The sequence below is a fragment of the Anseongella ginsenosidimutans genome (assembly GCF_008033235.1).
Taxonomy (GTDB): domain Bacteria; phylum Bacteroidota; class Bacteroidia; order Sphingobacteriales; family Sphingobacteriaceae; genus Anseongella; species Anseongella ginsenosidimutans.
Window position 1 is genome coordinate 956,328 of the sequence record NZ_CP042432.1, and the last position, 18,039, is coordinate 974,366.

An 18,039-nucleotide genomic window follows, 5' to 3' on the forward strand; every position below is an offset into this window, starting at 1 on the left:
TCTCCTCACATTTATTTCCACCAATATCAACAAGTAATTCACACTCATGAGAGATGTTGATTTTTTAGTAATCGGGTCGGGAGTAGCCGGCCTGAGCTTCGCCTTAAAGGCAGCCGCACATGGCAGGGTATTGATCGTTACCAAATCAAACGAGGACGAGTCGAATACGAAGTATGCCCAGGGGGCGTTGCGGCGGTTACCGATAAAACGGATTCCTTCGACAAACATATAGAAGATACACTCATTTCCGGAGATGGTTTATGCGATCCGGATGTTGTGGAGATCGTCGTCACAGAGGGGCCGGAGCGCGTAAAGGAAATTATCGATTACGGGGCTGACTTTGACCGGGATACCTCCGGCAATTATGATCTGGCCAGGGAAGGCGGTCATTCGGAAAGCAGAGTACTTCATTACAAGGACGTCACCGGTCTGGAAATAGAACGGACCTTGCTTGAAATGGTGCATAAGAACCCGAATATTGAAATACTCACCCATTATTTTGCGGTAGATATTATTACACAACACCATTTCGGCATGCATGTGGATAAAAGCACGCCGGACATTACCTGCTTTGGTGTTTACGCGTTGAATACCAGGACAGGGAAGGTGGAACGGATAGGTGCTAAAATAACGGTAATGGCTTCCGGCGGGGCCGGGCATGTGTATGCCTCCACGACAAACCCGACCATTGCAACCGGGGATGGCATTGCCATGGTTTACCGCGCGAAGGGAAAGGTAAGGAACATGGAGTTTATCCAGTTTCACCCTACTGCCTTGTATAACCCGGGCGAATATCCTTCATTTTTGATCTCAGAGGCGCTCAGGGGCGCAGGAGCTGTGTTAAAGGATCATAAGGGAAGGGAATTTATGGAGCAGTACGATAAACGGAAGTCTCTGGCACCCAGGGATATAGTGGCGCGGTCCATTGACGCGGAGATCAAAAAGCATGGGACCGATTGTGTATATCTGGATATAAGGCATGTGAGTAAGGAGGAATTGCTGCGGCATTTCCCGAATATTTATGCTAAATGCCTGAGTATTGGTATTGATATCAGTAAGGAGCTGATTCCCGTAGTGCCGGCGGCCCACTATATGTGCGGGGGAATTATGGTGGATGGAACAGGGCAATCAAGCATCCGTAATCTTTATGCCTGCGGCGAATGTGCGTCCACGGGCCTTCATGGAGCGAATCGACTGGCGTCTAATTCCCTGCTGGAAGCCCTTGTTTTTGCGCACAGGATTTACCTGGATGCAGCCGGCAAAATCGACGGCCTTAAAATAGAGCCGGGCATTCCCGAGTGGAATGAATTCGGAACGGTTCAATCGGACGAGGAAATATTGGTAACCCATAATTTACGTGAAATGCAGCGCATGATGAATGATTATGTGGGAATTGTTCGTTCTGATTTCCGGCTGGACCGCGCATTGAGAAGACTGCATTTGTTGTTTGACGAAACCGAGGAATTTTACAAGAGGACCCGTCTTTCCGTAAAGCTGTGCGAATTGCGTAACCTGATCCAGGTCGCTTATATTGTGATAAAGGCGGCCACTATGCGAAAGGAAAGCCGGGGTTTGCATTATACGACTGATTATCCGCATAAGGATGATCAGAACAGGTACGACACAATATTCTAGACTATGGCACTGATACTCCCTGTGAAAGGAATTAGCCCGCGCTTAGGGAAAAACTGCTTTATCGCCGAAAATGCGACGCTTGCCGGAGAAGTAATTGCCGGAGATAATTGCAGTTTTTGGTTCAATGCGGTAGTCCGTGGCGACGTGAATCATATACGGATAGGTGATAATACCAATGTACAGGACGGTGCGGTTATTCATTGCACCTATCAGCAGGCGGCTACTCATATTGGTAATAACGTGAACATCGGACACCGGGCCATTGTGCATGGCTGCACGCTCCGCGATCATGTCCTTATAGGCATGGGCGCCATCGTAATGGATCATGCCGTGATTGAGGAATACTGCATAATTGCGGCCGGAGCCGTTGTTCTTGAAAATGCCGTTTGTGAATCCGGATATATTTATGCCGGCACCCCAGCCCGTAAGATCAAAGCGATAAGCGAGGATCAGCGAAAGCTGCTGGATGAATTGCCTGGCCGCTACCAGCTTTACGCTTCCTGGTTTAAATAGGCTGAGAAGCGGCTGTTTCCGGCGGTTCCCTTTCTTTAATTTAACGGATTTGTTGATGTGGCTCGGGATTTTTATCCGGTTCCGGACTTTCGGGCGTTTGGCCGGTGGAACCGTCTTCCGGGGAAGTATCCGGATGAGTTGGCGGATCAGCGGGTTGCTCCTGTTCGTCCGTTTCCGGGAGGGTCTCCGGCGATTCGGTGTCTGCGGGCTTTGCTTCCGGTGTTTCCGGCGATTCGGTTGGAGGTGATTGTGGGAATTCTTCGGCGTACTCTGACGGTATGGCAATTGTATATTCCTGGTCCCAGTTCGCTCTCAGGGTTTCATCCGGATCAAAAGTGAGTATTTTTTCAGGTGGAATTTTTTCGAAAAGATTGGTGCCGTCCCATCGGCCGTTTTTGTTTCTGTCGTAAATGATCCGCATTATGTATTTCGCCGGTCGGAGCGTGCTGTAGGTGATCTCTTCGGGAGACGTTATCGTGTCGGATTTAATAATTCTATTATCCGCATCTAAAAGCTGGACCAGGTATTGGATAGTATCTGCGGGAAGGGAATCGGAAAGTGTATAGGATACAGTTATATTTCCATAATTTTCCAGGGAATCGGCGATGAATTGTCTCTGATACGCGTTATTTCCGAATCCATACATATCTGTCAGATACCCGGCTCCGATGGTTATCTGGTATGCGCTTCTTGGTTTCCAGTTGTATTCAACAGCATATTTCCGAAGAGAAAGGCGCCTGAGGGAAAATGCTGTTGGTTGAAGGATAACCGAGTCCTCCTGAAGTTCTATCCGTCCCGGACCCTCAAGGTTTACCGGCCTGGAAAAGGTCAGTTCCGGATCCTCGCCCGGGGGCAGCGTATTCTGTATAATATTATCGGTAACGCCGAAAGATTCCAGTTTTTCCTTCGTGGAGAAGTTTCGGAATAGAATAGTGTCAATATAACGGTTATTTTCCCCTACGGCCAGCTTAACCGAGTCGTATGCAGGAGTGGGAAGCCAGAGTACCACAGAGTCGGTGGCCATATCTTCTTCCATTAATAATTTTCCCTTAAAATTTTCCGGTGACAGGACTTCCAGGCTAAGGCTATCCGTTTTTTTATTCAAAAGCAAGGTAAGCCTGGCATCCTGGTTCCTGTCATTCAGGATCTGAAGGTCTTCCTGCTGCATTGTAGCAAGGTAGACCCTGGGCAGAAGCGTATCGCTGCTTAATGCCAGCGGCTCGGGTAAAAAAGCAAGAAGCTCATCACTTTCGTCATAAATCCTGGAGTCGTTTTCTTCTTTGATTGCATACAGGCGATAGGTGCCTTCTTTAAGGTTTGTGATCTCAAAGTTCCCGGATGAATCGGCATAGGTATAATAGCCCGGTTTCTTTTTCATGATAAGGCTATCCTGGTTGGGAATACTGTCCTGTTCTTTATGAATAAGAACAAGCACTTCTGAAAGGCCAGTTGACTTAGGATCGTGTTTTCCCATCGAATAGATTCCTACTGATCCGCGGATGCGCAGGGAGTCAATTTGGTTTCCGGTAGAGAATACATATTTGAAGTTCGGAAAAGGATTCCCTTCGTTCATATCTCCAATGGCCTTTCCGAAATTAATTTGGTAGGTTGTATTTTCTTCAAGCGTATCCGTGAACTTAACTATGATGGCTGTTTTCTTCGTCCGGAATTCCGGCCTGGTTTCCGGATCAGGCGAAATGGTTATCTCCTGGAAAGCATTTTTCAGCTGAACGTATTCGTTGAAAAGGATCTGGATTTCTTCTGCCTTAAAGTTCAGGGTTTCGTTCGGCGGGTAAACCGACACGAGTTTTGGCGGCTCGATATCTTTCTCCCCTCCGGTGGGTGTCTGCTGGACCGCACAGGACCAGGTAAGCAACGAAATAGCACTGACTAACAGCCCGGAAAAACGTCTTTTTATTTTAAGGTCCATTTAAGGCGATTTAAGCGATTTAATCTTTTTACGGATCCGTATTACTCGAAAACAAAAATAAGGGCCTCAGCGGCTTTTATTAAGGTCATTTTGCGTGCTTCAAATTTTGAACGTAATATTCTGAAAATTAATTAGTTAGATCCTTATCTTCCCATATGGACCAATAAAACTGAGATATCGGAAGGAGAAACACCGGAAATCCGGGAGGCTTGCCCCAGCGTGCGCGGTTTAACCCGTCCGAGTTTTTCTCTTGCTTCTTTCGAAAGGGAGGAAAGCTGTGTATAATCAAAATCCGGATTAATTTCGTGTTCTTCCATTTTCTTCATCCGCTGTACCATCTCTTCTTCTTTACTGAAGTAGCTCTCATATTTTACCTGAATTTCCGCCTGCTCCAATGTTTCGCGATCATACCCCATTGCTGTTTCCATGAACGCCCGGTCAACCTGGAGCAGATCATTCAGGTCGATTTGAGGGCGGGTTAGCAAGTTGAATATCCTGGCGGATTGCTTAACAGGTGAAGTTCCTTTGGATTCAAGAAGCCCGTTAACCGCGGTTGGATCGATGGCATGCTTTCTCATATAGTCCACCAGAAAGTCCGTATCGCGCACTTTTTTCCGGACCTTTTCCATTCTTTCTTCACTTATCAGGCCTAATTGGTGCCCGATCCCGGACAGCCGTACGTCCGCGTTATCCTGGCGAAGTAATAAACGGTGTTCCGCTCGGGAGGTGAACATGCGGTAAGGTTCTTCAGTCCCCTTCGTGACCAGATCATCTATTAATACGCCAATATAGGATTCAGATCTCTTCAGAATGAGTTCTTCTTCTCCCCTGCTCTTTCGGTGCGCATTAATGCCGGCCAGCAGGCCCTGACAAGCCGCTTCTTCATATCCCGTGGTGCCGTTTATCTGCCCTGCGAAAAAGAGGTTAGCAAGTAGCTTAGTTTCAAGGCTCAGATGAAGCTGCATCGGCGGAAAATAGTCGTATTCAATCGCGTAGCCTGGCCTGAACATTTTCACGTTCTCGAAGCCCGGAATAGCAGTCAGCGCTTTATATTGTACGTTTTCCGGTAGTGAGGTGGAAAAGCCATTCAAGTAAATCTCTACGGTATTCCATCCTTCCGGTTCTATAAAGAGCTGATGCCGGTCTTTATCCGCAAAACGATTGATCTTATCTTCTATAGAAGGGCAATACCGGGGGCCAAGGCCTTTTATTCTGCCTGCAAACATCGGGGAATCTTCAAAGCCCTCTTTCAGAATGTCATGAACTTTCGCGCTTGTATAGGCGACATGACAGCTTAACTGTTTTTCAGGAAGCAGCACATCTGTGAAAGAAAAGCCGCGTCTGTCCTCGTCCCCCTGCTGTTCCTCCAGTTGGCTGTAATCAAGGCTGCGGCCGTCAATCCTGGGCGGTGTGCCGGTTTTCATCCTGCCAGACTCAAAGCCCAGGCTTACCAGCTGCTCTGTCAGGCCAGTTGCCGCCTTTTCTCCTGTGCGGCCTCCCCCAAAGCGCTTTTGCCCAATGTGTATGATTCCATTCAAAAAGGTTCCATTGGTTAGCACCACCGCTTTGCTTCGTATTTCCACCCCCAGCGAAGTTCGCACCCCTATCACGCGATTATCTTCTACCAGGATGTTTTGTACCATGTCCTGCCATAAATCCACGTTGGGGGTTTGCTCCAGCATTAAGCGCCATTGAGCCGCAAACTGCATGCGGTCATTTTGTGCGCGGGGACTCCACATGGCCGGGCCTTTCGAACGGTTTAGCATCCGAAACTGGAGGGTACTTTTGTCCGTCACTATACCGGAATATCCACCTAGCGCGTCTATTTCACGTACTATTTGACCTTTTGCAACCCCACCCATCGCGGGATTGCAGGACATTTGTGCGATGGTTTGCATGTTCATGGTGATCAGCAAAACGCTGGAACCCATATTCGCTGCAGCAGCAGCAGCTTCGCAGCCAGCATGCCCTCCTCCCACTACTATAACATCATATTCCGAAAACATTCTTCATTATCTTTTTTTGTTCCACGTGGAACATTTTTTCTGAACTGCTGGGCCCTGGTTAACGACGCTCAAGGCGGCCTCGTAGACTATTGATGTCTAAGGTGCCTACAACGCTGCATTCTACGTTATTGAGATGCATCCAATGTAGCTGAGACATATTACGAGAGCCCTGATCGTTATATCTGCTTATTCCGCGGACCCAAAATCTGCATTTGCAGGACGCAAAGGTACAAATAATCAGGCAATTGGGATTGAAGCGCTTCCCTGTTCTGCGGGCGTTAGCGCGGTTTCGATGTTTCTGGGTTAGATTGAATGGCAGATGGTGGTTTAGGGATATCCTCAGGGCTGCAGAGGAACATTATATCATCATCTATGTTGATGATAACCGCTTAGAATTAACGATCAACGCTTAGATCAATTTGGCTCATTACCGCTGAAACTTATATGGAAAATCATATAGCAGGAAGTGCTGGTTCTTAATTCCTTCAAACCGCTGAGCTTTTGAACGTATGAAGCCTAGATGGGAACTTACGCCATTCGAATCTTTCCTGTTCCACGTGGAACATTAAAGAGAATACCTGTCCGAACAATCTTTAATTTTGTCTCCCGTATAATAGTGGATTCCGGGAAGGTTATTTTTGGCTGCATGGATAATAGCCCGGGCGATATCCTGCGCCGCTATTGGCCGATATTTTTTTAGGGACCCTTGGAGCAGCTTACCCAGGGGGCGACTCATTTTTAAGGACAGCTGTTCCATTACCCTGACTTCTTTTCTTTCGCCATCAATCAGGGAAGGTTGAAAAATGCTGATGCTTTCATATGGAAGCATTTTGACGTTATCTTCCATCATGCCTTTTACCCTGCTATAGAAGAAGAGCGAACTCTTGCTCGCCCCTATTGAAGAAATGACCATAAAATGCCGGCTGCCTTTCCTGTGTGCTATTTGTGCTATTTGCACGGGATAATCGTGGTCGATTTTCATGAATTGCTCCCGGGAGCCGGCATCTTTAATGGTACTTCCAAGGCAACAAATAACAATTTCCGCCTCAAATTCGCCAGCAAGGCTTTCAAGGTTATTAAAATCAGTAATGAATTCCTTTAACTTCGGGTCTTCATGATAAAGGGGCCGGCGGGAAATGACTCTCACTTCCTTGAAATAGGGGTCCTGAAGCAGAAGGTCCAGGCAAATACGCCCAACAAGCCCGGTTGCGCCGGTTAGAAGTACCGTACTCATATAGCTTGTGTTTTATAGATACCAATATATATATCTTCTTTTTCCCGCATGAGTGCCTTTTGCCCCTTTTCTTTGTCTTTATAGCCGCAGAGATGAAGCAGGCCGTGGATCATTACGCGGAGCAGCTCCTCGTTTTCACTTACAGAGAATTTTTCAGCGTTTTCCCGAATGCGTTCTACGCTTATATAAATGTCCCCAGCCAGGCTGCCTGGGAGCGTAGAATTATCGAAGGTAATAATGTCGGTGAGGGTATCATGATCGAGATAGCTGCGGTTAATCTCCAGGAGGTAAGCATCAGAGCAAAATATAAAACAAAGCTCTGTTATGCTATGTCTTTCATTAAGAGCAGCTCCCTTTAGCCATTCCCGCAGTTTCTTTTTGCCTTTCAGCCGGAAGACGATGTCTTCGGTGAAAAAATGTATTTTTTGTACGCTCACGCTATGAAATGTAATGCCACGCTATTCCCTTTTTTATTAAACGAGTATTTGTCGGCCAGTTTTTCCATAATAAGCAGGCCCCTTCCTCCTTCTTCATTTTGCCCGCCTTTGGAAATGCCTGCTTCTGCCTGCTGCCAATTGAATCCATTCCCTTCGTCGGTAATGGTAAAAATGAAAGCGCCGGAGGATGATCTTCTAAACGCTACCGTCACTTTTTTGGAAGGATCGTTTAGGTTCCCATGCTTGATTGCATTTGTAACTGCCTCATTTACAGTAACTAATATGGAAGAAAACAATTTTTGGTCCAGGGAGTATTCCTTTTTTATTTTTTCAAGTAAGGCGTCTACCAGCAAGATGCTCTCAGGGTTTGAAGCGATCGTCATTCTTATTCGCCCCCTTCCTTTAGCTGCCGGAAATATTCACTGATCTTTTCCCTGTAGAAAGAGGATACCTCGGGAGGCAGGGTTTGAATTAATTCCAGTTGTTTCTCTTTTTGTTTATTGTATTCTTCCAGTACTTTGCTGAAATCTGGCGTAAATTGCTTTCCCTGTTTGGATTCCCGTTTATCTTCCGTATCACGCTCCCGTTCTGCTTTTTCCGCGTCAAGGAGGCGGGTCATTATTTCTTTCTGCCGCTGGATCATCTCTCCGGTGATCCTTTTATTGTAAAGTTCCGTTTCGGTTTTTTCCATTTCCCTGGCCACCTCGTCAAGGTTCCCCAGTTTGCCCTGCCCGTCTTTGTTCAGTTCCTGGTTCAGCTTCTGCAGGGAATTCCGAATCGCTTGCTGCTCGCGTGCGAGACGCGCCAGCTCTTCACTTTTTTCCCGCGGGACGCGCTCACCAGGCTTAAGTCCCTGTTTCAATTGCTGCAGCCGCCTGTTTAGTTCATCCTGCATTTTATTAAGCTGTGCAAGCCCCTGGGATGGCTTTTCCCCTTGTCCTGACCCGGCATTATTCATTTGCTGCTGCAGCTGCTCGAAGACCTCGCTCAGCATTACTGCTAAATTATTCACTGAAGTCATGACGAATTGCTGCTCGGCAAGCACTTCCGGAACTTTCCTGTCAGAAAGCTTGCTTAAAGCGGTTCCAAGATGGTCGTTGATCTTTTCCGTTTCCTTATTGACAAAAGAAGAGAGTTGCGGTACGCGCTTGCTGAGGGCATAAATGCTGTCCCGAACCAGGGTAATGTCGTCTTTCAGATTTCTTTGTTTCCGGGCCAGATCCAGGAAAAGCGGGTCGTTCGGGTTCACGGATCTCATGTCCTTCATCAGCGCTTCCTGGTCAAAGGAGACCTTCAGCAGGTTATCAAGGATCTGCCGAAGCGCCTGGAGATTGATCGTTTGCTGCATTCCAGCCATCTGCTGACGCATTTCCTGCATTTTAGCCGCGAGGCGCTGCATTTGTCCCGCTGCCTTTTTCTGCGGTTCTGCAGCCTTTTCCGGTTCGTTCTTCTGCAGCTGCTCCAGGCTTTTGTCCAATTCCTCTTGTATTTCCTGCTGCTCCTTTTCCGGGGACTGGAAATTGCCGCCGTTTTCAAGTTCCTGGTTCTTTTTCTCCAGTTTCTTCAGCTGCTCTTCGATCTGCCCGAAATCCTTATTAATCTCCTGCTGTTGCTCCAGGCTTTCCTGCACAGCCGACTTTTCATCTTTCGCTTCTTCCTTTGCTTTTTCAGCCAGGCGCTCCTGTCTTTCGGCCAATTCCTGCAGCCGGTCAGTATTTTCCTGCAGAAGCTGGTCAAACTCCAGTTGTTTATATAATTCTAGCAGCCGGTCCAGTTCCTTTTCAAGCGTTTTATTATCAAGCTGAAGGTTCTGCAGCTGTTCTCTTGTCAGGTTCTTGTTATTCTGTTCCAGCAGCTTTTCAAGCTCTTCTATGAGCTTCTTTGTTTCCTCATCCAGTACCTTATCGAAAAGTTCCTGGATCTGCTCCTGCTTTTCCCGGAGCGCCTCGTTTTCGGACGGTGATAGCTCCGACCGTTTCAGATCCGCTTCCTGCTTTTCTTTCCGTATCTGTTCCAGGAATTCTTCGAGTTCCTTTTGCTGTTTGATCAGATCCCTGACCTGGTTCTTTTCCTCGAAACTCAGGGACTGCTTCTGAATCAGCAGCTCATTCAGCTTTTTCGTGTTCTCCTGGAGCCTTGCCGCCTTCCCTGCCGCTTCCGAAAGCTTTGATTTTACTTCCGAACGGCTCTCTTCCACTTCAGCGGCCTGCTCTTCCCTGGAGGGGACATTCAGCATCATGCGCGCGGTCCGGGCAGATTTCGGGCCGTTCACCCCATCGTTATCCCTTACTTCGAAATAGTAGGAAACACTTTCACCGGGCTTTATATTAAGATCGGAAGTGTTCAGGTAATAGAAGAACTGTTCCGCCGTACCCCCTTTTTTCAGCGCAATGGGAATGGATGAGGTTATTTCTTCCCCCTTGATCATCCGGGTGTAGTTAAAACTAAGATGGGTTAAGCCATGATCATCTTTCACTTCTCCGATGTAGTAAAGACGCCTGTCGCTGAGCGAATCCGCCCGCTCCTGCACGCTGATAACGGGATAAAGATCGCGAACCACTTTAATGGAAAAGCTGACGGAATCAGCTTCCTTTACCTGAGAACTCTGGGGCTGCAATGCATAATTCGCCGGCTCCTTTGCCATCAAACGGTACTCGAAGCGCCCCTGCTCCTTCCGGGACGCGGTGTCCGGCTTCCCGTTTAAAATAAAAAGCAAAAGGTCCGTATTCTCCGAACGGAAATCCCAGCGGATCCGGGTTCCTTCGGGGACCAGTAACTCCCCCGTATTCTTAAGCGTTTCAGCCTTCCTGCCCAGATAGGAAGGATAGGTCAGATTTACGTCGAAGCTCATTAAAGCGGGATTAGCCAGTACCTCCAATCCGTATTCCTTCGAATAGAAGCCCCCGGCGTAAAACCTGAACGTCCGGCTTTTTTGCAGGTTCCGGAACGCATATTCAAAAGAAACATTGTTTTCCTTCTCCAGCTTGTACCGAAAGCCGTTTTCGTCCTCAAGAAAAACTTCATTCGGCAAGGCTTCCCCTTCCAGCTTCAGCCTGACAGTAAAATCCTCGTTCCGGGTGGCCCTTAGCTTATCATTGAGAAGAATGAAATTAAAAGGAGCAGGTTTTTCAAAGAAGCGGTCATAATGAACCAGGCGATAAGTGCCGTCTTTCAGAATATGCGGCGCCGCGAATACCATTACGACAATGACTGCCGCCGGCACAAGGGCGAATTTTGCAAATTTCCGGTTTTCGCGCAGGTTTACCGCCGCCGTAAAGGGGATGGGCCGTAAATCTATGATCTTTTGATCAATACTTGCCAGGATCAGCTCCCGGCTCCCCTCCGCCCTGCCAGCCATTTCCTGGAGCTGCAGCGTATTTAGCAATTTATCCTTTACGCCGGAAAAATGTTTTCCGATTATCTCCGCGGCCGTTTTATGGTCAATTACCTTCCCCAGCCTGAAATAAGCAAGCAACGGAACCACGATCAGCCAAATAAAACTTGCAATGGAAATGCCCAGGAACAGAAAAAAAAGCAAGGTCTTCACCTGCACCCCGAGATAACTGAAATACTCCAGCATACTGAGCAGGAAATAGCCCGAAAGCACAATGGCAGCAGTAAAGATCAGCCCTCTTATCAGCAGGTTCTGATAATATCTCCGGATGAATTCATCCAGCTTGCCAATCAGCAGACGGTAATTACTTTCAGCCCCGCTCATTATAAGTACGTTAATGCCCGATACCTCCTCCGCTTTCCTTGTCTTTCCCAGCATAGCACGATCCGGCGGGAAACAATTGGAGAAAGCAGCCAGGCAGAATAAACCCTTATCCCTATTCCCACAACGAAATTACTGAGAAATAGTTGGAAATTTGAGATTCTCGAGCAAGAAATTTCCTGCAATCGTAAAAAGCTTGTATTTTTGCAACCCTTCAAGGACTCAGGCCCCGGCAGCAAATTCCCCGCTGCCCGCTTCCATTGCCCCCGCAAAGAAGCGCAGAGGCCCCTCAGAAGAAAACGGGGTGTAGCGTAGCCCGGTATCGCGCCAGCATGGGGTGCTGGAGGTCGTCGGTTCAAATCCGGCCACCCCGACAAACGAAACAAAGTCCCGGCGAAAGCCGGGATTTTTGCGTTTGGAGCTTTTGAACAAGCTTGCTTGGGCAAAAGCGGAGGATGCAAAAACAGCCATGGGGCATGGCAGGCTTTGTTTCATTTAGTCTCCCCCCAACTCCGGATCAGCGAAGCAAGGGGAGCCGGCCGCATGGCCGGCGGCTTGCGAAGCTAATCCGGCCACCGGTTTTTTAGGCATATTTCGGATAGATTTGTGCGATTTTAATAGTGCTTACTAAGCCGAAAGAAGTTAATGCAACTTTCCATACTCCTCTTTTTCTCCTCCTCTGCCGATACGGTTTGTGTTTCAGACGGGTTGACCATACCGCCATGTAGTCTGATTATTACTTTAAGCTCACTTTTAGGATATGAAAGAATGCGCTATAAATGCGCTTTCCCAATTTTGCCTATGTTCGCTTTTATAGCTTGTTTGCGAGTTTAAAACTCACAATTTGTATATGAAAAAATATATTTCATACCGTTCATTTCATAGGAGCTGAAACCTCGGTCTGGCTAGGATTGTTTGAGGAAGCGAATAATGTGTTAACACAGCTCCGTTCGACTGTTGAAATGAAATAGAAATATGTTGAGATGAAAATCCCAGTCCTTCAAGGTATAATTGAGAGGAGAATTTTGATCAAGTTCACCGCAGATCCAGATGTTATGGCGAAGTACCTTCCTGCGCCCTTTCGCCGGAATCGGACACGAATGGCATAGTTGGCGAAGCATCACCTAAAAAGTCCTCCCAGGAGCCTCATGATCCAATTGCCAATGCTGTAATATAACCAGACCAGCGCTGCCAATATCCCAGCAACAAAAGGGATGAAGAGTAACGAAACCACTAATCCTTTTATTCCATAAAGCTCCTGGTCATTGAAGTTAACCGGGGTTATTTCAAATAGAGAAAGCATCCCAATTAAAATAGCCAAGGGAGAATATGCAAATAACAAATTCCAAAAAAGGAGCCCAAAAAGGTTTTTAGGCTTCTCCGAATACTTTTCAATAATGCGTTTCATGTCCTTTTTGCTGGTTTTTAGCCTCTGATGATAGTTAAAGCTAGTAAAAAAATGCTAACTTTATTCTTACCTAACCCCCCGCCTGCGGTAAACAGCGAACCGCTGCGGCCAAGTAGTTTGGCGATGAAACAGATAACCATCATCCTCCTTCTTGCCGGTGCTTTTCCAATCGCGAAGGCTAGCCCGACGCTGCCCTCGAATGATACCATATTCATCTTCAGAAAGGTTACCGAATGGTATTATCATGCGATTTATATTGAGAAGGACAAAAAATCAGAAACCTACAAACGGGCGATAGATTTTTCGTTTGAAGAATGGGATCGCAGGAATTACCGCAGCCAGAAAGCTTTAGTCGAACGGGAAGCCCCCGGCAGCTTTGTCAAACGCGAAACATTCGACCTTCCCCAAAACTGGCTCCCCTTGTACAAGTACAAAGACAAATACTACCTGTACGACCCGTCCGACGGGCAATGTTCCCGAACGATGATCAAAAGCCGGGAATATATTTCATGGGGGATGGAAGGTCCTGGTCCTTGGCCGATGAAGTCGGTTAAAAAAATTTCGGACACCAGGTACACACTCGAATTGTTAAACCCGTTTGATCACCTTCCGTCGGTATTCAATCACATAACCATTCATATTATCGATCCTGAGACAAAAATGGCCATATTTGAGTATACTTCTCAAGACGGTTTTTACCATTTCTATCGACTTTTCATACCGGCAGCACACGCATCCAACTTCGATCTCATTGTCAATTACTGCGATAAACAAAGGCAGATGGAATTCCAGTTTGAAAAAATTGATTACGCCAAATTGCTGGACAACCGCGGCTCAAAGTAACATAGCGATTTCAATCAAAAGCCACAGGTGTAGATTCTTCAATAGCATAACATTTTTGCAAGGGCACTCTGCAAAAATGAGTATCCGATTTTACGCCCTGGTTTATAGCAATTCACATATTTTTTCCTAAAATAGTACTTTACGGGTTAGCGGTCATCGTAAGATAACCCACGAAACAGACTGACAAAAAAAAATATGAAAAAAATAATTGCAGCAATGAATATGACGCTTGACGGGTTTTGTGACCATACCTCGGGTGTCCCGGACGAAGAAATACATCAACATTACGCTGACCTGTTGAGAAGCGCTGATACTGCTTTATATGGCAGGATAACCTACCAGCTTATGGAGTTTTGGCGAACCGTTCTGGAAAACCCCACAGGCGATAAGGCAATGGACGACTTTGCAGTCGCAATAGACAACACCCCGAAGATTGTTTTTTCCCGCACGCTGAAAAATGTAGACTGGAAAAGCGCGAAATTAGCAAGCCAGGACCTTGAGAAAGAAGTTTGGGAACTTAGGCAACAATCGGGTAAAGACGTTTTTGTGTGCAGTCCGAGCTTGATTGTAGCTTTGACGAAACTTAATTTAATAGACGAATATCAACTTTGCATTCACCCTGTTATCGCAGGAAGCGGTTTGCCGTTATTTAAAAACATCAGCGAAAAAATCAGGCTTAAACTCATAAACACCAAAACGTTTAGCGGTGGTGCGGTCCTTCTTTATTATGAACCGACATCGGAAAAAATAACGAACCGCTAACACGGTATTGCCAGAAACGAAGCAGAACGGTCGTTCCTCACCCAAAAAATTTTAAAAAAAATTTGCGTAGCTAAATAACTACACGTTTATTTGTAGCCAAATAACTACGCGATGAATTTAAGACGAGACGTTTTTCAAGCCATAGCAGACCCCACAAGAAGGGCGATACTGCTGTTAGTCGCCTCACAATCCATGACGGCGGGTGCAATCGCGGCGAATTTTAATACCGCCAGGCCAACGGTTTCCAAACACCTGCAAATTCTTATCGAGTGCGAATTACTGGAACCGGAGCAGAATGGCCGGGAAATATACTATCATTTAAACCCCAAAAATCTTATGGAAATCGCAAACTTTATTGAACCGTTCCGCAAGCTGTGGGACGACAGGTTCAATAAATTGGAAACCATTATGAAGAACTACAAATCAAAAGCATAAAAAAGATGGAACGAAAAACGAAGATCAATGCCGAAGACGGCAAACAGGAATTAGTAATAACCAGGGAGTTTGACCTGCCATTGGAATTACTTTTCAGGGCTTATATAGAACCGGACATTGTAGAACAATGGATGGGGACGAAGGTGCTGAAACTCGAAAATAAGAAGCATGGCGGCTGGCAATTTGAAACAACCAACGCCCAGGGAGACGTGGTGTTCCGCGCTAACGGGGTAATACACGAATTCAGCCCGAACCAGAAGATCACGAGGACGTTTGAAATGGAGAATACACCTTTTCCCGTTCAGCTGGAGTTCCTGGAATTTGAAAAGCTCAGCGATGATACCAGCAAGCTCACAATCCAAATTGTCTACAAATCGGTTGCGCTCCGGGACCAAATGCTCCAGCTGCCCTTTGCTCAGGGCATAAACATGGCCCATAACCAATTGCAAAAAGTCGTAAGCAAACTAAAATAACACATCATGAAAAAGAGAAATAAAGTCATCTACTGGATTGCTACTGCCTGGCTGGCATTGGGAATGCTTTCAACCGGTATTGTGCAGTTACTCAGGGTAGAAGAGGAAGCGGCCGCTATTGCAGAGCTGGGCTATCCTGCGTATATTCTGACCATGCTCGGTATCTGGAAAATTCTAGGAGTGATCGTATTGTTTATTCCTAAATTTGCTTTACTGAAAGAATGGACGTATGCCGGTTTTTTCTTTGCCATGTCGGGAGCTATATTTTCACACATCGCTTCAGGCAATCCCATGGGTGAAATAGCTCCTCCCCTGCTATTGCTGGTACTGACGATGATATCCTGGTATTTCAGGCCGGCGAGTAAAAAGGTGGTTCCGTTTACGGATAAATAGAAAAAAATGAACCCTAAAGTTGACTTTTATTTCCTCAAAGCTGGAAAGTGGCAGGAAGCCTTCGGAAGATTGAGAAGCATCGCTCTTGACTGCCAGTTGACCGAAGAATTGAAGTGGGGTTGCCCCTGCTATACGTTTCAGAAGAAAAATGTCGTTTTAATACATGGGTTTAAAGAATATTGTGCGCTGTTGTTTTTCAAGGGCGCCCTGTTAAAAGATGCAAATGGCATACTGATCCAGCAAACGGAAAATGTGCAGGCAGCCCGGCAGATCAGGTTCACTAATGCCCGGGAAATAGCGGAAATGGCCTCCATCCTTAAGGCATATATCAATGAAGCTATTGAAGTGGAGAAAGCCGGCCTGAAAGTCAATTTAAAAAGAACGGCGGATTTCCCTATTCCTGATGAGTTCCAAAGGAAATTAGACGAAATTCCCGCCTTGAAAACAGCTTTCAAAGCATTGACGCCGGGACGGCAAAGAGCCTACATTTTCTATTTTTCCGCACCCAAGCAATCCGGTACGCGGGCGTCCAGGGTTGAAAAATATACGCAGCAAATCCTGAATGGAAAGGGATTAAACGATTAACTGGCCGGCATTCAAAAAATAATATAAAAGTATGAGCAATAGCAAAAATAAGGCGTTGCCAAAGGAACAACGCGAAGAATTATTCAGCATATTAAAGGCCCGTTTTGAAAGAAACCAGAACCGGCATAAAGGCATTGAATGGGCAGATGTACAAAAAAGGCTGGAAGCTAAGGCCGAAAAGCTCTGGTCACTCAACGAAATGGAAAGCAGCGGCGGCGAACCGGATGTTATTGGACATGATAAAAAGACCAGCGAATATATTTTTTACGATTGTTCGCCGGAAAGCCCCAAAGGCCGCAGAAGCATTTGTTATGACCGCGAAGCGCTGGAGTCAAGGAAAGCGCATAAGCCGGAAAACAGCGTCATGGATATGGCAGCGGCAATGGGCATCGAACTTTTAACCGAAGAACAGTACAGAGATCTGCAGCAGCTGGGAAATTTCGACATGAAAACCTCCAGCTGGGTGCAAACACCCGCAGACGTCAGAAAGCTTGGCGGCGCCCTTTTTTGCGATCGCCGTTACGGCAAAGTTTTCGTGTACCACAACGGTGCAGACTCTTATTACGGCGCCAGGGGATTCCGCGGCGCGCTGAGGGTCTGAATTTACAGAAGCGGTTGCAGAGTATCTGCGGCCGCCGCTGACCATCAAATCATCACGGAACCCAATATATCCTTTCCGATCCGCAGGAATGGATCACTTTCCCATTGTTATCCACGGGCTGCAGGGGGTCGGCCGGAGCGTTTTCCCAGGCTTCATCAGGCACGGGCACCGGTTCCGCGGGCTGAGAAAGGACTATTCTTATTTCGCCGCAATCAGTAGTCCCTGAGACATTGGCGATAAAGCCAAGGTATTTACCATCCGGGCTCCAGCAAGCATCTACTTCCATGAATTTCGATGCCGTGATCTGCCGGGGAGCGGCCTCCTCTATTAATTCAAGGGTATAGAGATGGTCAAGATGGGTATATGCGACATGGCTTGCATCCGGCGAAATAGAAATGTCTGCGGGGAGCTGGCTATAATCGGGGAATTCCCGGATCGTGATGCTTTGCTGATCATCGCTGCGGTAATTCTTTATTAAAGCCAGGGCATATCCTTCCACCTCGTTCCCGGGGTTCAGCGCTTCCGCCGAAATGAGGAGGTCCTTCCCGTTCGGAGAGAAGGAGAAATCTTTTACATGGGGAACGCGGCCGATGATCGCGCCATGGTAATTAAAAAGCACAAGGTCCTTACGCAGGTCGGGCTCATCAAGCGATTCCGCCAGGGCGCCGAGCAGCTCTTCGCCCGGGGCGAATTCCGGAGTGCTTTCCAGTGTAGCGGAAATAATGATGGATTCGTAACCGGAAGGCGCCTCAAGATCATGGACCTGCACGCGCGTCGTTTGTTCGGCGAAATCATTTTTATACCAGGCGAATTTTTCTTGCGCGGCGGATATTGTATAACTACTTCCGCCGGAAAAGACAAGGGTTTCCTGCTTGGTTTTAAAATCAAAACGCATCAGTTCATCGGCTGCCGAATAATATAAACTACCGGCTTGTATCCCGGTTGCGGGAAGCGGATCTTCGCCTTTGCTGCAGGAAACGCCCAGCAGGGCTGCGATCAGTACTAAGTATATATTCATGATCATTGTTGTTTATCTGCTCAGGCAGCAAATTATCTGCCAGCAATAAAA

Annotated in this window: 16 protein-coding genes, 1 tRNA gene and 1 pseudogene; 10 read left to right on the forward strand and 8 right to left on the reverse strand. The window is 46.9% G+C overall.

Going from position 1 to position 18,039, the window contains the following annotated elements:
- The first annotated feature begins 46 nt into the window (after nucleotides 1-46).
- Together nadB and FRZ59_RS03965 are read left to right on the forward strand one after the other, a co-directional pair.
- A pseudogene (nadB, locus tag FRZ59_RS03960) lies at nucleotides 47-1,635 on the forward strand (L-aspartate oxidase).
- A 3-nt stretch (nucleotides 1,636-1,638) separates the two neighbouring features.
- Nucleotides 1,639-2,148: a gamma carbonic anhydrase family protein gene (locus FRZ59_RS03965; protein ID WP_132128026.1), complete on the forward strand. Its 510-nt coding sequence runs from the start codon at nucleotides 1,639-1,641 to the stop codon at nucleotides 2,146-2,148.
- A 40-nt stretch (nucleotides 2,149-2,188) separates the two neighbouring features.
- On the opposite strand, the gene FRZ59_RS03970 is transcribed toward FRZ59_RS03965, so the two are convergent.
- The 6 genes from FRZ59_RS03970 to FRZ59_RS03995 form a co-directional block, all read right to left on the reverse strand.
- Nucleotides 2,189-4,078 (reverse strand): Ig-like domain-containing protein, encoded by a 1,890-nt coding sequence (locus FRZ59_RS03970; RefSeq protein ID WP_132128027.1) that lies wholly within the window; start codon nucleotides 4,076-4,078, stop codon nucleotides 2,189-2,191.
- Nucleotides 4,079-4,221: 143 nt separating this feature from the next.
- Nucleotides 4,222-6,084 (reverse strand): tRNA uridine-5-carboxymethylaminomethyl(34) synthesis enzyme MnmG, encoded by a 1,863-nt coding sequence (gene mnmG / locus FRZ59_RS03975; protein WP_132128028.1) that lies wholly within the window; start codon nucleotides 6,082-6,084, stop codon nucleotides 4,222-4,224.
- 565 nt (nucleotides 6,085-6,649) lie between these two features.
- On the reverse strand, nucleotides 6,650-7,318 hold the full coding sequence (locus FRZ59_RS03980; RefSeq protein ID WP_132128029.1) for an NAD-dependent epimerase/dehydratase family protein: 669 nt from the start codon (nucleotides 7,316-7,318) through the stop codon (nucleotides 6,650-6,652).
- Nucleotides 7,315-7,755, reverse strand: a complete 441-nt coding sequence (gene ybeY / locus FRZ59_RS03985; protein WP_132128030.1) for an rRNA maturation RNase YbeY — start codon at nucleotides 7,753-7,755, stop codon at nucleotides 7,315-7,317. Before ybeY ends, FRZ59_RS03980 begins: the two co-directional genes overlap by 4 nt.
- Nucleotides 7,752-8,138 (reverse strand): ATP-binding protein, encoded by a 387-nt coding sequence (locus FRZ59_RS03990; RefSeq protein ID WP_132128031.1) that lies wholly within the window; start codon nucleotides 8,136-8,138, stop codon nucleotides 7,752-7,754. Before FRZ59_RS03990 ends, ybeY begins: the two co-directional genes overlap by 4 nt.
- A 2-nt stretch (nucleotides 8,139-8,140) precedes the next feature.
- Nucleotides 8,141-11,527, reverse strand: a complete 3,387-nt coding sequence (locus tag FRZ59_RS03995; RefSeq protein WP_132128032.1) for a coiled-coil domain-containing protein — start codon at nucleotides 11,525-11,527, stop codon at nucleotides 8,141-8,143.
- A 243-nt stretch (nucleotides 11,528-11,770) separates the two neighbouring features.
- Between FRZ59_RS03995 and FRZ59_RS04000 the strand changes: the two genes are divergently transcribed.
- Nucleotides 11,771-11,844: transfer RNA gene (locus FRZ59_RS04000), tRNA-Pro, on the forward strand.
- Between the two features lie 746 nt (nucleotides 11,845-12,590).
- On the opposite strand, the gene FRZ59_RS04005 is transcribed toward FRZ59_RS04000, so the two are convergent.
- Nucleotides 12,591-12,878 carry a hypothetical protein gene (locus FRZ59_RS04005; protein ID WP_132128033.1) on the reverse strand — a complete coding sequence of 96 codons (288 nt, stop codon included), beginning with the start codon at nucleotides 12,876-12,878 and terminating at the stop codon, nucleotides 12,591-12,593.
- Nucleotides 12,879-13,001: 123 nt separating this feature from the next.
- On the opposite strand from FRZ59_RS04005, the gene FRZ59_RS04010 reads away from it, so the two are divergent.
- The 7 genes from FRZ59_RS04010 (at nucleotide 13,002) to FRZ59_RS04040 (ending at nucleotide 16,970) form a co-directional block, all read left to right on the forward strand.
- A complete protein-coding gene (locus FRZ59_RS04010) occupies nucleotides 13,002-13,721 on the forward strand; it encodes a hypothetical protein (RefSeq protein ID WP_132128034.1) in 720 nt (239 codons plus the stop codon).
- Between the two features lie 195 nt (nucleotides 13,722-13,916).
- A complete protein-coding gene (locus FRZ59_RS04015; RefSeq protein ID WP_132128035.1) occupies nucleotides 13,917-14,483 on the forward strand; it encodes a dihydrofolate reductase family protein in 567 nt (188 codons plus the stop codon).
- A gap of 111 nt (nucleotides 14,484-14,594) precedes the next feature.
- Entirely contained in the window at nucleotides 14,595-14,918 is a 324-nt protein-coding gene (locus tag FRZ59_RS04020; RefSeq protein WP_132128036.1) for an ArsR/SmtB family transcription factor, read from the forward strand.
- A 5-nt stretch (nucleotides 14,919-14,923) separates the two neighbouring features.
- Nucleotides 14,924-15,391, forward strand: coding sequence for an SRPBCC family protein (locus FRZ59_RS04025; protein WP_132128037.1), 468 nt, complete (start codon nucleotides 14,924-14,926; stop codon nucleotides 15,389-15,391).
- 6 nt (nucleotides 15,392-15,397) lie between these two features.
- Nucleotides 15,398-15,784 carry a DoxX family protein gene (locus FRZ59_RS04030; RefSeq protein ID WP_132128038.1) on the forward strand — a complete coding sequence of 129 codons (387 nt, stop codon included), beginning with the start codon at nucleotides 15,398-15,400 and terminating at the stop codon, nucleotides 15,782-15,784.
- A gap of 6 nt (nucleotides 15,785-15,790) precedes the next feature.
- Nucleotides 15,791-16,369: a YdeI/OmpD-associated family protein gene (locus FRZ59_RS04035; protein ID WP_132128039.1), complete on the forward strand. Its 579-nt coding sequence runs from the start codon at nucleotides 15,791-15,793 to the stop codon at nucleotides 16,367-16,369.
- A 31-nt stretch (nucleotides 16,370-16,400) separates the two neighbouring features.
- Nucleotides 16,401-16,970, forward strand: a complete 570-nt coding sequence (locus FRZ59_RS04040) for a DUF4256 domain-containing protein (RefSeq protein ID WP_132128040.1) — start codon at nucleotides 16,401-16,403, stop codon at nucleotides 16,968-16,970.
- Nucleotides 16,971-17,022: 52 nt separating this feature from the next.
- Here the strand turns inward: FRZ59_RS04040 and FRZ59_RS04045 are convergent, their stop codons facing one another.
- The gene (locus FRZ59_RS04045; protein ID WP_158640522.1) at nucleotides 17,023-17,988 is read right to left on the reverse strand and encodes a TolB family protein; all 966 of its coding nucleotides are present in this window, start codon (nucleotides 17,986-17,988) and stop codon (nucleotides 17,023-17,025) included.
- Nucleotides 17,989-18,039 lie beyond the last annotated feature (51 nt).

Excerpts from the sequence above, each read along its gene's own strand:
- FRZ59_RS03965 (WP_132128026.1), top strand. The coding sequence starts at position 1,639 with ATGGCACTGATACTCCCTGTGAAAGGAATTAGCCCGCGCTTAGGGAAA.
- FRZ59_RS03970 (WP_132128027.1), bottom strand. The coding sequence starts at position 4,078 with ATGGACCTTAAAATAAAAAGACGTTTTTCCGGGCTGTTAGTCAGTGCT.
- mnmG (WP_132128028.1), bottom strand. The coding sequence starts at position 6,084 with ATGTTTTCGGAATATGATGTTATAGTAGTGGGAGGAGGGCATGCTGGC.
- FRZ59_RS03980 (WP_132128029.1), bottom strand. The coding sequence starts at position 7,318 with ATGAGTACGGTACTTCTAACCGGCGCAACCGGGCTTGTTGGGCGTATT.
- FRZ59_RS03990 (WP_132128031.1), bottom strand. The coding sequence starts at position 8,138 with ATGACGATCGCTTCAAACCCTGAGAGCATCTTGCTGGTAGACGCCTTA.
- FRZ59_RS03995 (WP_132128032.1), bottom strand. The coding sequence starts at position 11,527 with ATGCTGGGAAAGACAAGGAAAGCGGAGGAGGTATCGGGCATTAACGTA.
- FRZ59_RS04005 (WP_132128033.1), bottom strand. The coding sequence starts at position 12,878 with ATGAAACGCATTATTGAAAAGTATTCGGAGAAGCCTAAAAACCTTTTT.
- FRZ59_RS04010 (WP_132128034.1), top strand. The coding sequence starts at position 13,002 with ATGAAACAGATAACCATCATCCTCCTTCTTGCCGGTGCTTTTCCAATC.
- FRZ59_RS04015 (WP_132128035.1), top strand. The coding sequence starts at position 13,917 with ATGAAAAAAATAATTGCAGCAATGAATATGACGCTTGACGGGTTTTGT.
- FRZ59_RS04020 (WP_132128036.1), top strand. The coding sequence starts at position 14,595 with ATGAATTTAAGACGAGACGTTTTTCAAGCCATAGCAGACCCCACAAGA.
- FRZ59_RS04025 (WP_132128037.1), top strand. The coding sequence starts at position 14,924 with ATGGAACGAAAAACGAAGATCAATGCCGAAGACGGCAAACAGGAATTA.
- FRZ59_RS04030 (WP_132128038.1), top strand. The coding sequence starts at position 15,398 with ATGAAAAAGAGAAATAAAGTCATCTACTGGATTGCTACTGCCTGGCTG.
- FRZ59_RS04035 (WP_132128039.1), top strand. The coding sequence starts at position 15,791 with ATGAACCCTAAAGTTGACTTTTATTTCCTCAAAGCTGGAAAGTGGCAG.
- FRZ59_RS04040 (WP_132128040.1), top strand. The coding sequence starts at position 16,401 with ATGAGCAATAGCAAAAATAAGGCGTTGCCAAAGGAACAACGCGAAGAA.
- FRZ59_RS04045 (WP_158640522.1), bottom strand. The coding sequence starts at position 17,988 with ATGAATATATACTTAGTACTGATCGCAGCCCTGCTGGGCGTTTCCTGC.